Genomic DNA, 14,778 nt, shown 5'->3' on the forward strand with positions numbered 1-14,778 from the left:
GAATCCGATCGAACGCCTTAACGGGGAGATCAAGCGGCGCACCGATGTCGTCGGCATATTCCCGAATGACGACGCCATCGTGCGTCTCGTCGGAGCCCTGCTGCTCGAACAGAACGATGAATGGGCCGTTCAGCGTGCCCGCTACATGACGCTGGAAAGCGTCGGACAATTGAGCGATGATCCCTTCATCAGCCTGCCAGCAGTAGCAGCACGCTGACCAACCCGGCCAAGCCGGACAGCACGGCGACCAATGCCGTCAGTTACACCACGCGGTGGGACACCATCCCCGCTGGCCAATAGCTGACCGACCGGAAACCATCCCACAATGGCCGGAGGGGAGTTTGAAGGCCTAGATAAAGCGGCCATCCGCGTTCGATCCGGATGGCCGCTTTAGTTCAGATTTCAGTTCTCTCTGCGAGGAGGAGGGCGTCCTCCACGTCGACGCCAAGATAGCGCACCGTGTTCTCGATCTTCGAGTGACCCAGCAGGATCTGGATGGCGCGGATGTTACCTGTCGCCCGGTAGATCATCGACGCTTTCGTCCGTCGCAGCGAGTGGGTTCCATACTCTTCCGGACGTAGACCGATAGCGGCTAGCCATTCGTCTACCAAGCGCGCGTACTGCCTCGTGCTCATGTGCCGTGTGTGATCGGCTCGGCTCGGGAACACATAGTCCTCAATCGAGCCCCTACGTCGTTCGAGCCATGCCAGAAGGCTCGCTCTCACATCGCTGGTGATCTCGAACTGGACCGGCCGCCCCGTCTTTTGTTGGATCACGATCGCCCGAGTGCGTATTTCAGGTCCGGCAACAACATCGCGGATCTTGATCTTGACTAGGTCACACCCGCGCAACTTGCTGTCGATCGCCAAATCGAACAGCGCGCGGTCCCGAACGCGTCTCTCGCGATCGAGGAAAAAGCGAACTGCCCAGATCTGCTTCTGGGTAAACGGACGCTTGGTGCCGACCTTCTTTCCGGCATTCCAAGCTGCGCGGTCGCGGCTGGCATCATCAAATATCGAATGGCCCATGTGAGTTCTCCTCGGCCGGGATTGGCCGCAAGAGAAACGTCATGGAACACTACCGTTCAGGGGCCGACTGCGGACTGTCCGGTTTCCGCAGAAGACTTGGGTAAGCCGACATTCCGTTGTCGACCCCTTTCTCGTCATTCCGCCCACCGCTGACACTGCCTAGAAGCGGACATTGTGCCGAGAGGATCCAGGCCGGGGCAATGTCGGCACCTTGATGTTTCCCTGTTGACTGGATATCTCCATATATCGGAGATCATAGATATATGGATAACGCAGCAGCTCTTGCAGCTTTGGCGGCTCTCGGCCAAGAAACCCGCCTCGACGTCTTCCGGCTGCTCGTCAAGGCAGGCCCTGAAGGACTTCCCGCAGGCGAGATCGGGGAGCGTCTCGGTACCGTCCAGAACACAACCTCTTCGCACCTGAAGATCCTTGCGCAAGCCGGACTGATCCACGCCGAGCGCGACGGCCGCACCATCCGCTATGCCGCCGAGATGACAGGTTTCCGCGATCTGCTGGCTTTCCTGATGGAGGATTGCTGCAACGGCGCGCCGGAACTCTGCCGTCCGGTCATTGACGCCATTACCTGCCGCTGCTGAGCAGCAGGGCCGTCTGAAGGATAAATCATGACAGATACCACACTCGCCGCGCCTCGCCAGATGCCCGCCGCCATCGGCTTCTTCGAGAAATACCTGACCCTGTGGGTGGCCCTCTGCATCTTGGCGGGCATCGCGCTGGGCTACCTGATGCCTGGCTTCGTTGGAGCGGTCGCGCAGGCCGACGTGGCCCGCGTGAACCTGCCTGTCGCGGTCCTGATCTGGCTGATGATCGTGCCCATGCTGCTGAGGGTCGATTTCCGCTCCCTCTCCAGGGTGGCGACCTACTGGCGCGGCATCGGCGTCACGCTGTTCATCAACTGGGCGATCAAGCCGTTCTCGATGGCGCTCCTCGGCTGGCTCTTCATCGGCTGGCTGTTCCGGCCCTACCTGCCCGCCTACCAGATCGACTCCTATATTGCCGGCCTGATCATCCTCGCGGCGGCACCCTGCACCGCCATGGTGTTCGTCTGGTCGGCCCTGACGAAGGGGGAGCCGAATTTCACGCTCTCGCAGGTCGCGCTCAACGATGCAATCATGGTGGTGGCTTTCGCGCCCATCGTCGGCCTGCTGCTCGGTCTGTCGGCGATCACCGTTCCATGGGACACGCTGGTCCTTTCAGTCGTCCTCTACATCGTCCTGCCCGTGATCGTCGCCCAGGCAATTCGATCGCGGCTACTGGCTTCAGGCGGCCAGGCCGCTCTCGACAGGCTGCTCGCACGGATGCAGCCGCTTTCCCTGATCGCGCTCCTTGCGACGCTGGTCCTGCTCTTTGCTTTCCAGGGCGAGCAGATCGTCGCGCAGCCGATGGTGATCGCGCTGCTCGCAGTGCCGATCCTGATCCAGGTCTACTTCAACTCCGGGCTCGCCTACCTGCTCAACCGAATTTCCGGGGAGCGGCACTGCGTTGCCGGACCTTCGGCGCTGATCGGCGCTTCGAACTTCTTCGAGCTGGCCGTCGCCGCCGCCATTGCGCTGTTCGGCCTTCAGTCAGGCGCAGCGCTTGCCACCGTCGTGGGCGTGCTGGTCGAGGTTCCCGTCATGCTGTCTGTCGTCTGGATCGTGAACCGCTCCAAGGGCTGGTACGAACGCGGCGCTGCGGTGAAACAGACATCCTGACCTGGAGGCGACCATGACGATCACGATCTACCACAATCCCGCCTGCGGCACGTCCCGCAACGCTCTCGCCATGATCCGCCAATCCGGCGAGGAGCCGGAGGTGATCGAGTATCTGAAGACGCCGCCGTCCAGGGAGAAGCTCGTCCAGCTGATCGCGGCAATGGGGATCAGTCCGCGAAACCTCCTTCGCGAAAAGGGGACGCCCTATGCCGAACTCGGGCTGGGCGATCCCAAGTGGAGCGATGACGAGCTGATCGACTTCATGATGGAGCATCCGATCCTGATCAACCGACCGATCGTGGTCACGCGGCTCGGCGCTAGGCTCTGCCGCCCCTCCGAGGCCGTGCTCGACATCCTGTCGAACCCGGACATTGGCCCTTTCACCAAGGACGACGGCGAAGTTGTCATCGATAGCGAGGGCAGGCGCGTCAGGTGAGGCGAGCGCCCCGCGGTCGGCCAGCATCCCCTGGATGTCCACTGTCCCGTGTCAGCCGGACCAACTCGAACACCGCGGCGAGGATGACCGCCGCCCCTGCCCATTGCACGGCTGACAGCCGCTCTCCGAGAAAGATGAACGCGAACGTCACGCCGAACACCGGGATCGCGTTGAAATAGCTTCCCGCCACGGCGGCCGGGACCGACCGCAATGCCGCGACGTAGAGCCAGTACGCGGCCGCGTAGTAGAGAAGCCCTGAGAGCGCGGCAGCCGCGGCCAGTCCAGGGGAGAGTCCTGCGAGATCGGACGGACTGCCGTGGGATGTTCCCCACAGGAGGAGCGCGACCGCCCAGCCCAGTCCCGCAGTCTGCTGGACTGCGACGATGAACAGGGGATCAAGGCTCTCGCTCAATCGGCGCGAGAAGACGGTGTAGAAGGCGCAGGACAGCACGGCTCCGAGCAGGAGAAGGATTCCCGCGGGGTCGTTCTCGTTTCCCTGGAAGCCGCTCCAGGCGTCGGAGACCAGCGAGACCCCGAACATGCCCGCCAGCATCACGGCAAGCAGCCGCGGCGTCACCGGCTCGCGCAGGAACACTGCCGCCAGCCCGAGAATCATCAGGGGCTCAGCCGCCCACAGCAGTGTCGACACGCTCGCGGAGATGCGGGCGAGGCCCATCAGGCTCAGCGTGTAGGAGATGCCCGGGTTAAGCAGGCCGAGCAGGATGAGCGGCAGCATCAGCCGCGGCGACCCCACCCGTTCCCTGGAGAAGGAGAACGCGATCCAGAGCGCGGCGGCGCTGGGGGCGAGCTGAAGTACCAGGAGGGTGACGGCCGGGATCGAGGCAAGAAGGGCTTTGCTGAGGACGGTGGCGCCGCCCCAGAGGGCGCAGGCGAGGACCAGGAGGACAGCCGGAGAACGGCGCGTAGAGGTGCGCATCGAAGGACACTCCAGAAGGGGTTCGTCAGGGTGAAGCGAATTCAGCCGTGGCGGCTGTCGCACCCGTCCGCGTCGCAGCGGTCGTAACTGGGCCTTCTGGGAGGTCGGGACATCTGGCCTCACGAACTGTGTCCGAAGACGACGGTAGCACCTCGGGCCGTCGTTCGGCAATTCGGCTTGCTGAACTCTTAATTCGACAGTCATCGAAATTAAATTGACGACACCCGATAAGGCGTCTAGCCTATTTCCATGAAACTCGAATTAGCAGCATCCCAGCTCGAGGCGCTCGGCAACCCCACGCGCCTGCAGCTATATCGAATCCTTGTTCGCGCCGGCGGCGAAGGTCTTCCCGTGGGCAGCGTCCAGGAGAAGCTCGGGATCGCGGCCTCGACGCTCTCCCACCACCTGAAGAGACTGGTCGACACGGGGCTTGTCACTCAGGAACGGCAGGCGACGACGCTCATCTGCCGCGCCCATTATCCCGCCATGCAGTCGCTGATCGGCTTCCTCGCAGACGAATGCTGCGCGGATGGCTCATGCCCGCCCGAATCCCGCCGCGGCAGCGCCTGCGAGCCTGTCCGCTAGACAAAGGAGACCCTCATGAACGCGATCCCTGCACCTGACCTTCCGGTCGCCGTCATCGGAGCCGGACCCGTTGGCCTGGCCGCCGCCGCCCGGCTCGTGGAGCGCGGCCTCCGTCCAGCGGTGTTCGAGAAGGGAGCGCGCGTGGGCGCAGCCATCCTGGACTGGGGCCACGTCCGCGTCTTCTCGCCGTGGGACTACAATGTCGACGAAGCCGCGCGAGCGCTGCTGGCGGACCACGGCTCCGCCGCCCCCGAGGGAGAATATCTGCCAACAGGCGAGGAGATCGTGAGGGACTACCTCGAGCCGCTGTCCCGTGTGCCCGCCATCGCCGAAGGGCTGCGCCTTGGAGCCGAGGTGACCGGAATCACCCGGCTCGGCCGTGACCTGATGTCGAACGACGGCCGCGCCGACGCTCCCTTCGTGGTGCGTTACCGCGATGCCGCGGGCGAGCAGCGCATGCTTGCAAGGGCCGTGATCGACGCCTCGGGCACCTGGTCAAAGCCGAACCCGATGGGCGTCGACGGCCTGCCCGTTCCCGGTGAGGTGGAGGCTTCCGACCTGATCGCCTACGGCATTCCCGATGTGGCGGGCGCGGATCGCGAAGCCTATGCGGGCAAGCGGGTCCTCATCGTCGGCAGCGGGCACTCCGCGATCAATGTCGCGCTCGCGCTCCTCGAACTGCAGGCCAAGGCTCCCAACACCGAAATCCTGTGGGCGCTTCGCCGCAACCGCATCGAGAAGCTGCTCGGCGGCGGGCTGAACGACCAGCTCCCGGAGCGCGGGGCGCTCGGCCTCGCGGCAAAGGAAGCGATCGTGGCCGGACGGCTGCGCATGCTGGCTCCGTTCGCTGCCGAACGCATCGAACGGAGAGGCGAACGCCTGACCGTGGAGGCGACCCTGGGCGGCATGCCCGTGACGCAGGAAGTCGACCGCATCGTCGTGGCCACAGGATTCCGCCCCGACTTCTCGTTCCTGCGAGAGGTGCGGATCGCCCTCGATCCGGCCGTCGAGGCGCCGCCGGCGCTCGCCCCGCTGATCGACCCGAACTTCCACTCCTGCGGCACGGTTCCGCCGCACGGGATCGACGAGCTCAGCCATCCGGAACCGGGCATAGTGATTGTCGGGTCGAAGTCATACGGCCGCGCGCCGACGTTCCTTATGGCGACGGGCTACGAGCAGGCGAGATCGGTGGTCGCTGAGATCGCAGGCGACCTCGTAGCCGCCCGCGAAGTCCGTCTGGTGCTTCCTGAGACAGGCGTCTGCAGCGCGCCAGCCGCCGTGTCTGCCTCGTCCTGCTGCGGCGGCCCGGCCCCGGCAGGCGCGGATGCATGCTGCGTTGCCGACGCGGTGGCCAAGGAGAAAGGCCAGGCCGGATGCGGCTGCTCGGAGAACTCCGCAGCCCCCGTTGCCTCCAGCGCCTGCTGCCAGAGCGCTGCGTGACAGCCGTTCCGGATGCCGGGGACACCCGCTGGTTCATCAGCGCCCTCGGGGCGGCACAGATATGCTCGTGGGGAACGCTGTTCTACGGCTTTCCGCTGATCGCCGAAGCGATGCGGACCGACCTTGGCTGGTCGAAGACCGAGCTATACGGGGCCGCCACCTGCGGCATGCTGCTGGCGGGGCTCGCAGCGTATCCGGTCGGGGCGGCCATCGACCGCGGCCATGGCCGCTACCTCATGGCGGCAGCGTCCGTCGTGGCGGGGCTGCTGCTAGCCGCCTGGTCTCAGGTCACGAGCATCGTCGCCTTCTACGCGGTGCTCGCCGTGCTGGGCTGCATGCAGGCGGCGACCCTCTACGAGCCTGCGTTCGCCGTGATCGCGCGCCGTGTCGGCCCCTTGGGAGCGCGCAAGGGCATCACCGCCCTGACGCTGTGGGGTGGCTTCGCCAGCACTGTCTTCATCCCCCTCATCCAGTTCCTGATCGACACTCAAGGGTGGCGCGGCGCGCTCCTTGGGATGGCCGCCGTCAACGCGGTCGTATGCGGCGGCCTCTACTTCCTGGCCATCGATCCCAGGAAGGACGCTCCGATCCGTACGCACCATCCGGACGAGGCTGCGCCGCTCGCCGGGCGGGCGGCTGTCCGCGCGGCCATGCGCAGGCCCGCCTACTGGGGCCTCATGATTGCCTGGATCTCCTATGCCGCGGCATTCTCGTCGCTGACCTACCACTTCTATCCGCTGCTGCTGGAGCGCGGGCTGGATCCCTCGGGAGTCGTGATGGTGTTGGCCGTAATCGGACCCGCGCAGGTAGCCGGCCGCATCATGATCCGGGCTTTCGCGTCGGAGGCGCCAGTCCGGAAGCTGGGATCGGCGATCGTGATCGTCTTTCCGATCGCCGTGATCGGCTTCGCATACGCGCCGCCGCAGGTTGCGGTGATCGCCTCGATCGCCGCCTTCTATGGAGCAGCCAACGGAATGGTCACCATCGTCCGCGGAATCGCAGTTCCCGAGATGGTCACCCGCGAAGCCTACGGGGCGGTGAACGGGTCGTTGGTGGCTCCGATGAACATCATGCAAGCCCTCGCGCCCTTGGCAGCGGCGGTCATCTGGCAGGCCAGCGGAGGCTACGATGCGGTGCTTGCCGTGATCTTCATTGGGTCGCTCACCCTATGCGCAGGCTTCTGGATCGCGGCCATCCGATCAAGAGGCATCTAGCCGTTAACAGGATCATCGGTGTGCCTTTCCGCAGGAGAGCCCATACGGCGGCTTCACTACAATCCGGTCCAGAAGCAGATGGACCTGATTTTACCCCATAGTAGTCGTACCCGCCGGCCCGGTGTGCGCAAGGATTGTCTTCGGCAGAACGGAGGTCATCTTCGGACTGTGGGCTTTCAGAAGCACCTGGCGAAAAACTACCGTTCCAGCCTCCGAGCCATGGGGCAAAGGTTGCCTCGCCGAGCCATTCGCGGCGCTATTGTAGCATTCCCTTCGCCGCCCACGCGCGTATGGCTAGCAGAATCTCGCCGTCAGGACCGATTGGAAGTCGACGCTGGATTTCACCCTTGAGATGCTCTCGCGCCTCATTTTCGAGGGAGGCGCAGTATCTGGGCGCCGACCCGGTGCCGCCCAGGAACGGCGACCAGTAATCTTCGAAGCTGTCGAAGGCGGCCGGAACGTCTATTGCGCGGACCTCAACATCCAGGAGCCCATTACGTTCGAGCAGATCGCTCAGCGGCCCGGGCCGGCAGATCGGCGCCTTCACGCCATCGTCGTATTCCAGTGCCTTCGGGTCCAGGGCTGTCGCAACGTCGAAGAATGTGCGCATCACCTGCATGTGTCCCGCATAGTCCCAGACGTACAACCCAACGATCCCGCCAGGCCGCACGACCCGCGCCATTTCGCGTACAACTGCGTCCTTGTCAGGAACGAAGTTCAGCGCCAGGCCTGACACGGCGGCGTCGAACCTGTCGTCGGGTTGAGGGACCGCCTGCGCATCCCCCCGGATGAACGACGCGCGAGGATCCGTTACCGTGACGTTAGCCGATCGCAGGAACGAAACCGAGTTGTCGATGCCAACGACCTCGGCAGGTTCGCAGGTGGCGAGAATTGTTGAGGCAAGGACGCCGGTGCCACAACCAATATCGATCCATCTTGCGCCTGGGGATAGGTCGAGCCACTTGGTGAAGGCAGGTGCAACCTGACGGCTCCACCGCCCCATATACCTTTCATAGGCGTCACCTGCGCTCCAGAGGCTGGGATCGTTCGTTGGCATAAAGGCAGGTCCTACCGGGACAACTTACCGCTCATCCTGCAGCAGTATCGCTGAGCTGTCACTCCCGGACGAAGGGGTTCCATACGCGGCCCAATTTCTGCTCGCGCAGTCTGCTCTCGAGCTTGCTGCTGGACGGGTTGGTTGTCTCAACGTCGCTGCCTGAACCTGTCACTTAGCTTTCCAGCCCGAGTCCCTCCGCCATTTGCATATGGAAGCGTTCGTCTAGGCAGCTGGGGCCGGAAAAGGCCGGTCCGGTCTTGGGGAACACCTGGCGGTAAGCTCCACTCGTGATAGGCCTGCAGGCAAGCATTGCCTCTTCCGTTAGCGACCCCATTGCCGTCGTTCGAGGTCAGTTTCGCAATGTGCCACAAGCGGCCACCTCATCGTCTCGGAACGCGGAGGCAACTCTGCGATAGCAGCCTTAGCCAGCGCCTATTCGGCGGCCGGTGGCTGATCGACCGAAAAGTCATAGTGTCCTTCGGCGATCTTCCGTTGGGCTTCTTTGAAAGCCGATTCCGGCGGCGTGATGCTGCTGCTTCGCGCGATATCCATCCGATCCATCAATTCGGCCAATGCGTCTTCCGCCGCCTGCAGATCGCCCAAAGCGGTGATGGTCGCAGTTCGACGGAAGCGATCCTGTAACGCCTTGAATTCGGCCGCCAAGCGCGAAATTTCATCCACACTGGTTTCGAACTTCAATGCATCCGCCAAGGCAGGGAACAAGCTGGCGATGATGGCCAACACTGCCATAACCCAATCCAAACCCCAGTCTTGCAAGATCGAAAGCCCGGCAAAACCGCCGATGACGATAGGCGCGGCAACGAAGAATTGCTTTTGCCGGCGTACGCGCCGAAGCCATATATAAAGCGTGGTGGACGTGTAGAGGCAGGATTCCTCCTGCCGCCGGCATTCCGCGATGATCGCCCTGCGGCGATCGTCTACAGGACGTGGACCGGGATTCGATCCCCGAATATCTTCTGCCATTCTTCGCCCGCCGAAATTGTGTAATCGTTATACTCATCCGCACACGCCCGCAGAGCGCGATCGCGGGCGGTTTGCGCCCTCGACAGCCACGCATCGCCCAGATTTATGGATTCGAAGGTGCCGGGTATGGTCAAGTTCGCCCAAGCCTTGTTGCATAGCCAGGCAAAGAAATCGCGCATAAACCAATCATACCAATAGTAGTCGTATTGCCGGTTCTCGTAGGTCGTCATGAATTCGGCCGTGAGCAATTCGATCTGGTAGGATTTTAGCGGCACGTTGCAATGCCGCTTCCATGTTTTGAGCATCTGCGCCATTGGCCGCACGTTGCCGCTTGCGTTGCGATCGGCGGCATCTATGAAGGCGATCTCGGCTTGGGGATCAACCAGCTTCCATCGGCCGCCATTGTTAGTATCGGGCATATAGAAGCGGCCGAGATTATCGTATCGGAACGCCGGCACTACCTCTACGGTGATCGTATTGAAGCCGACGATTACCACCTGGCCGTCACCGCGCATATCGGTTTGCGAATAGGTTTCGAGCAGATGTGCGCGAACCTCTTGCAGCAACGCCGATTGCTTGTTGCCCTGATAGGCTTCTATGCGATGATAAACTTCCGCTGGCAACTCGAAGAAAATATCGACGTCGCCAGGCGGCGCGACGGCCGTTCCCTTGCCCCATGATCCAACGATGAACCCGCGCGGGGTTTCGGTGGATTCATCGTAATAAGCCCGGTGAAGCGATTTCCGCACGCCGTGCTGTTTGCCCAAGCCATCATCGATCTGATCCTTCGATAAGTTCAGATCTTCATGAAAGCGGCGGAACCGCTGCCTTACCCCTGCCCACATACGAATCGCCCTTTGCTTGGGAAAGTATAGGGGCCGCAAGCTTTACTTGCATCCGAAGGCGACGGCATTCCGTCTTAACTTGCGGAAAAGCGGGGGAAACGAGTGGCCTTCGCGGCCCACTTTGTTCAGAATCCACGGTGAAAACTGGCCTTCTTGAAGGCTCCCCGCTTCAACGATTTGAGCAGGGTAGAACCAACGACCGCTTACTTGAATATGACTCTAAATGCTGACCGACCGCTTCCCACCCCTTTGTCGCCGTTCGGAGTGGTTCCAACGCCGCCTGAAACCTGCAGTTCACTCGGGGCGCAGCGAACGACGGAGTCGGGGCCGAGACCGGACTGTCCGGTTTGGGACCACTAAGCGGTAAGCTACCGAAATGTATCCGATCCCATGGCAGTCGCCACTCGTGATCCTATCCGCAACCCGAAAGTCAGTAGGTCGCTTGTTGGGTTGGCAGAAAACAGGACCTTTCTGTCGTTTCCGATAGGGCGCGCGGTCGGTAGCCTCTCCTGGCATCCAGATTAGAGAGCGAAACGATGAAAGCACTGATCGCCGGCGGCGGCATCGGGGGACTGACTGCGGCCCTTTTCCTGCAAAGGATCGGTGTAGAGGTCGAGGTGTTCGAACGGGCGGGCGAGATCCGTGAACTCGGTGTCGGCATCAACATGCTGCCGCATGCGGTCAAGGAACTCGCCAGCTTGGGACTGCAGCCAGCGCTCGAAGCGGCTGGCATCTGGACACGCGAGCTTCTCTATACCAACCGCTTCGGGCAGGTCGTCTGGCAAGAGTTGCGCGGCATCGAAGCAGGCCACGACCATCCCCAGATCAGTATCCATCGCGGACGGCTCCTCGGCCTCATCCACAAGGCCGTGATCGAGCAGCTGGGTCCCAGTGCCGTTCGAACGGGATGCACGGTGCAGTCGTTCCGACAGTCCGAGGGCGGCGTCACAATCGAGGTTGCGGACCGGGGCGGCCGCGTCGAGCTTTCTGGCGACCTGCTCATCGGCGCCGACGGTATCCATTCGAATGTCCGTGCGCAGCTTTATCCCGATGAGGGGCCGCCGATCTGGAACGGCGTGATGCTCTGGCGCGGTTGCACGGTCTGGCCATTGTGGCGCGACGGCAGGACCATGGCGATCGCTGGCGGCAACTTCGCCAAGTTCGTCTTATACCCAATCGCGTCAGTTCCCGACCGCGATGACCTTCGCCTGACCAACTGGGCGGTGATGGCGAAGACAGGCGAAGCCCACGCGCTCCCGCCGAGACCTGAGAACTGGAGCCGCTTCGGCGTGGCGGCAGAGGCGCTGCCCTTTGTCCGCGACAGGTTCCGGCTCGGCTTCGTAGATCCCGCGGCAATAATCGAGGCGACCGGCGAGTTCTACGAATATCCGAATTGCGACCGGGATCCACTGCCGCGGTGGTCGTTCGGCCGGGTGACCCTGCTCGGCGACGCCGCCCATCCGATGTATCCCGTGGGCTCGAACGGAGCGAGCCAGGCGATCCTCGACGCGCGCTCCCTTGCAGATCACCTCTTATCCCGCTCCTCCGCGGAGGTGGCGCTCGACGCCTATGATGCCGAGCGCAGGCCCGCGACGGAGAAGATCGTGGTGTCCAACCGCAACGGAGGGCCGGAACGGGTCATCGACACGGTCGATGCACGTGCGCCCGAAGGATTCGTCGACGTCGACGCGATAGCTCCCCATGCTGAACGCCAGGCAATCGTCAGCGGATATGCAAGGCTGGCCGGCTTCGACAGCTGACGATCAGAACTCGCCGTGATGTAGCGGAAGAGACGCGGCGCGATGCCGAAGCGGCGTTCGAACGCTCCCGTTAGGCGAACGGGCGGGAAGAGGCCGACTTCGGCCGCCACGGACTTCAGAGACCTGCCGCGCGACAGAAGCATGCGCGCGGCGTCGAGCCTGGCGATCTCCACGAAGCGCGCCGACGTCTCGCCAGTTGCGGCGGCAAACTTGCGGTGGAAGGTACGCTCGGTCATGCCGGCCCGTTCGGCAAGCGACGACACGTCGAAAGGAACGACCATGCCCAGCACTGTGAACCTCCATCGTCTCTTCGCAACCAGTCACGAAAAGGTCTTCCGCGCCTTTGTCGAGCCGGATGCGCTTGCCAGCTGGCTGCCGCCCTATGCGTTCCTCTGCACGGTGCATGAGTTCGATACCAGGGCGGGCGGTGGGCACCGCATGTCCTTCCGCAATTTCACCACGGGCAAGAGCCACTCCTTTGGTGGCAGCTATTGCGAAGTCGTACCCGGCGAACGGCTCGTCTACACCGACCGCTTCGACGACCCGAACCTGCCTGGCGAAATGCTGGTCACCGTCACCTTCAAGCAGGTCTCCGTCGGCACCGAGGTGACCATCGAGCAGTCGGGCATCCCGGACCTGATCCCGCGCGAGGCCTGCTATCTCGGTTGGCAGGACACGCTCGACAAGCTCGGCCGGCTCGTCCAGCCGGAGATGGACCAGTAGCCTCGCGCAAGCCGGCTACCCCGCGAAGCCAATGTCCTCAGTGGAGGAGACATACAAGTGACCGACACAGCCGATATCATCCGCCGTTTCAATCGCGCATTCGAGGAACACGAACCGGCACTGCTCGACAATCTGGTCGGATCGGATTGCGTGATGGAAACGATCCAGCCGGCGCCGGACGGCATCCGCTACGAGGGACGCGAGCCAAACCTGGCCTTCTGGAGAGCAATGGCAGAGGACCGCGTAAACCGCTTCGAGGTGGAGGACACCCTTGTCATGGGCGACCGTGCCAACATCCGCTGGCGCTTTCATTTCGGCGGCGGAGGCTCCTTGCGCGGGGTCACGCTGGTTCATGTCCGCGATGGCCGGATCGTCGAAGCGCTGGCCTACGCCAAGACGGGCGGTCAGGCCGCGCCCCTGCCGGACTAATTCAGGGCCGATGGCGAGGGAGAGCTGCGGCACCCACGGCAACAAGCGAGGTGATGCCATGACCTACCCAATCGATACGCGCACCATCATGGAGCGCTTCCACGACGCATTCGAGAACCATCGCCCGGACGATCTCGATGACCTCATCGGCGAAGACTGCGTGCTCGAGAACACGACACCCGCCCCGGATGGAGCGCGTTATGAAGGGCGTGGGGCATGCCTCGCCTTCTGGAAAGAAGTCGCGTCCTCAGCCAAGCTGGCCTTCACGGCCGAGGAAATCTCGGCCATGGGCGACCGCGGCATCATCCGCTGGCAGCTTCGCTGGAGCGAGCGCGCTGCCGACCACGTCCGGGGTGTCAACATCATGCGCGTCCGCGACGGAAAGATCGTCGAAGCTCTTGGATACGTGAAGGGCGGCTAAAGTACGGACCACAACCATGGCGGCGCCGGCGTTGCTCGGCACCACGGGCGGCGGCCGACAAGCTCGAAGGAGGAACCCAATGATCATTATCGCCGGGTACACCCGCTACGATGCCGGAAAACGGGATGACACCGTCGAGGCTTTCAGGAGCATGGTGGAGCGCGCCAGGAACCAAGACGGCTGCCTCGACTTCGCGATCAGCTCGGATGCAATCGATCCGGAGCGTATCAACATCTTCGAATGCTGGCGCGATCAAACGGCGTTGAACGCTTGGCGCAAAGTTGCAAGGGGACCGCGCGCGAAACCCCATGATGCCTCCGTCAGCCTGTATCGCACCGACAAGGCCGAGAAGCCGTCCTGAGCCCTCGTTCCGACGCAAATCAGTCCTCGGGGCTGAATGCCACACCTCGGATCCAACCTGGGCAGGAGCGGCTGCTTTCCGCATCTTCATTCCAACGCGGACCTTTCAGGTACGGCCCCAGTCCGGCGATACGTCTGGTCTGCGAAAGCGCTCAATCAAGAAGGAGGATCGCAATGAGAGACCTATCTTTTCAGCAGGTCGACGTGTTTTCGTCGGAGCTGTTCAAGGGCAATCCGCTCGCGGTGGTCATCGGTGCGGACGAGCTTTCCGACCAACAGATGGCCGACTTTGCAACTGGACGAACCTCGGCGAGACGACGTTCCTCTTGAAGCCGACGAACCGGATTGCGGACTATCGTGTCCGGATTTTCACGCCTAAGGGCGAACTCCCCTTTGCCGGGCACCCGACCCTTGGCAGTTGCCATGCGTGGCTGACCAGCGGCGGAATACCGCGCGGCAATGGCTGATCGGCAGCGGTCGAGCGCCTCGTTCATACATAGCCAGCCAGGGGACGGCGCTCGGTCGTGCTGGGCGCGTCTACGTAGATCAGATCGGTGATGGTATTTGGATCGGCGGTGCGACCACCCTCGCGTTTGAGATTGAAGCCCCGCTGGGGGTCGGGCTTCTGTCGATTGTTCTCAAAAGCTCTGTGTCCGGGACCACCACGCTTGGTTACTACAGCACCGCAGACTTGAAGTTCGGATGCACGTCCCGGTGAGGGCTTAGTTCTTGGCCGAAACCCCGAGAAAGCTGGATGGTGTCCCACCGCGTGGTGTAACTGACGGCATTGGTCGCCGTGCTGTCCGGCTTGGCCGGGTTGGTCAGCGTGCTGCTACTGCTGGCAGGC

Annotated in this window: 17 protein-coding genes and 2 pseudogenes; 13 read left to right on the forward strand and 6 right to left on the reverse strand. The window is 63.0% G+C overall.

Features of this window, described 5'->3' with window-relative positions:
* Positions 1–217, forward strand: a 217-nt coding sequence (locus tag L610_RS16225) for a transposase (RefSeq protein WP_186441557.1), incomplete at its 5' end; no start/stop codon positions are given.
* 178 nt (positions 218–395) lie between these two features.
* Here the strand turns inward: L610_RS16225 and L610_RS16230 are convergent.
* A complete protein-coding gene (locus tag L610_RS16230) occupies positions 396–1,028 on the reverse strand; it encodes a tyrosine-type recombinase/integrase (protein ID WP_144706354.1) in 633 nt (210 codons plus the stop codon).
* 263 nt (positions 1,029–1,291) lie between these two features.
* Here L610_RS16230 and L610_RS16235 point away from each other — a divergent pair, with 263 nt between their 5' ends.
* From L610_RS16235 to arsC, 3 genes are all read left to right on the forward strand, one after another.
* The gene (locus tag L610_RS16235) at positions 1,292–1,624 is read left to right on the forward strand and encodes a helix-turn-helix transcriptional regulator (RefSeq protein ID WP_024849825.1); all 333 of its coding nucleotides are present in this window, start codon (positions 1,292–1,294) and stop codon (positions 1,622–1,624) included.
* 72 nt (positions 1,625–1,696) lie between these two features.
* Entirely contained in the window at positions 1,697–2,740 is a 1,044-nt protein-coding gene (arsB, locus tag L610_RS16240; protein WP_186441561.1) for an ACR3 family arsenite efflux transporter, read from the forward strand.
* A 13-nt stretch (positions 2,741–2,753) separates the two neighbouring features.
* Complete coding sequence (gene arsC, locus L610_RS16245; RefSeq protein ID WP_024849827.1) at positions 2,754–3,176, forward strand: arsenate reductase (glutaredoxin); 423 nt, start codon at positions 2,754–2,756, stop codon at positions 3,174–3,176.
* Here arsC and L610_RS16250 read toward each other — a convergent pair.
* Positions 3,169–4,113: a DMT family transporter gene (locus tag L610_RS16250; protein WP_186441559.1), complete on the reverse strand. Its 945-nt coding sequence runs from the start codon at positions 4,111–4,113 to the stop codon at positions 3,169–3,171. The two genes, arsC and L610_RS16250, sit on opposite strands and share 8 nt — an antisense overlap.
* Before the next feature lie 249 nt (positions 4,114–4,362).
* Between L610_RS16250 and L610_RS16255 the strand changes: the two genes are divergently transcribed.
* Genes L610_RS16255 through L610_RS16265 form a run of 3 tightly spaced genes read left to right on the forward strand, consistent with a single transcriptional unit; the run spans position 4,363 to position 7,352 of the window.
* Positions 4,363–4,698 carry a helix-turn-helix transcriptional regulator gene (locus L610_RS16255; RefSeq protein WP_024849829.1) on the forward strand — a complete coding sequence of 112 codons (336 nt, stop codon included), beginning with the start codon at positions 4,363–4,365 and terminating at the stop codon, positions 4,696–4,698.
* Positions 4,699–4,713: 15 nt separating this feature from the next.
* On the forward strand, positions 4,714–6,138 hold the full coding sequence (locus L610_RS16260; RefSeq protein WP_144706360.1) for an NAD(P)-binding domain-containing protein: 1,425 nt from the start codon (positions 4,714–4,716) through the stop codon (positions 6,136–6,138).
* Complete coding sequence (locus tag L610_RS16265) at positions 6,135–7,352, forward strand: MFS transporter (protein WP_246659039.1); 1,218 nt, start codon at positions 6,135–6,137, stop codon at positions 7,350–7,352. The genes L610_RS16260 and L610_RS16265 overlap by 4 nt, the downstream gene beginning before the upstream one ends.
* 256 nt (positions 7,353–7,608) lie before the next feature.
* Here the strand turns inward: L610_RS16265 and L610_RS16270 are convergent, their stop codons facing one another.
* The 3 genes from L610_RS16270 to L610_RS16280 form a co-directional block, all read right to left on the reverse strand.
* Positions 7,609–8,409 (reverse strand): class I SAM-dependent methyltransferase, encoded by an 801-nt coding sequence (locus L610_RS16270; RefSeq protein WP_144706364.1) that lies wholly within the window; start codon positions 8,407–8,409, stop codon positions 7,609–7,611.
* Positions 8,410–8,841: 432 nt separating this feature from the next.
* Entirely contained in the window at positions 8,842–9,393 is a 552-nt protein-coding gene (locus L610_RS16275) for an SLATT domain-containing protein (RefSeq protein ID WP_144706366.1), read from the reverse strand.
* Positions 9,348–10,238, reverse strand: coding sequence for a nucleotidyltransferase (locus L610_RS16280; RefSeq protein WP_144706368.1), 891 nt, complete (start codon positions 10,236–10,238; stop codon positions 9,348–9,350). Before L610_RS16280 ends, L610_RS16275 begins: the two co-directional genes overlap by 46 nt.
* 536 nt (positions 10,239–10,774) lie before the next feature.
* Here L610_RS16280 and L610_RS16285 point away from each other — a divergent pair.
* On the forward strand, positions 10,775–11,998 hold the full coding sequence (locus L610_RS16285; protein ID WP_144706370.1) for a flavin-dependent oxidoreductase: 1,224 nt from the start codon (positions 10,775–10,777) through the stop codon (positions 11,996–11,998).
* A gap of 35 nt (positions 11,999–12,033) precedes the next feature.
* Here L610_RS16285 and L610_RS20760 read toward each other — a convergent pair.
* Positions 12,034–12,279: pseudogene (locus L610_RS20760) on the reverse strand (helix-turn-helix domain-containing protein); the annotation flags it as partial.
* Between L610_RS20760 and L610_RS16295 the strand changes: the two are divergent.
* The 5 genes and pseudogenes from L610_RS16295 to L610_RS20370 all read left to right on the forward strand — a co-directional run.
* On the forward strand, positions 12,278–12,721 hold the full coding sequence (locus L610_RS16295) for an SRPBCC family protein (protein ID WP_144706372.1): 444 nt from the start codon (positions 12,278–12,280) through the stop codon (positions 12,719–12,721). The pseudogene L610_RS20760 and the gene L610_RS16295 sit on opposite strands and share 2 nt — an antisense overlap.
* A gap of 57 nt (positions 12,722–12,778) precedes the next feature.
* Positions 12,779–13,150 carry a nuclear transport factor 2 family protein gene (locus tag L610_RS16300; RefSeq protein WP_371713066.1) on the forward strand — a complete coding sequence of 124 codons (372 nt, stop codon included), beginning with the start codon at positions 12,779–12,781 and terminating at the stop codon, positions 13,148–13,150.
* Between the two features lie 58 nt (positions 13,151–13,208).
* Positions 13,209–13,571, forward strand: coding sequence for a nuclear transport factor 2 family protein (locus L610_RS16305; protein ID WP_024850079.1), 363 nt, complete (start codon positions 13,209–13,211; stop codon positions 13,569–13,571).
* Positions 13,572–13,650: 79 nt separating this feature from the next.
* On the forward strand, positions 13,651–13,932 hold the full coding sequence (locus tag L610_RS16310; protein ID WP_144706376.1) for a putative quinol monooxygenase: 282 nt from the start codon (positions 13,651–13,653) through the stop codon (positions 13,930–13,932).
* A gap of 173 nt (positions 13,933–14,105) precedes the next feature.
* A pseudogene (locus L610_RS20370) lies at positions 14,106–14,389 on the forward strand (PhzF family phenazine biosynthesis protein); the annotation flags it as partial.
* Between the last annotated feature and the right edge of the window lie 389 nt (positions 14,390–14,778).

Source organism: Aminobacter sp. J44 (genome assembly GCF_007829415.1).
In the GTDB taxonomy this organism is placed as follows: Bacteria; Pseudomonadota; Alphaproteobacteria; order Rhizobiales; family Rhizobiaceae; genus Aerobium.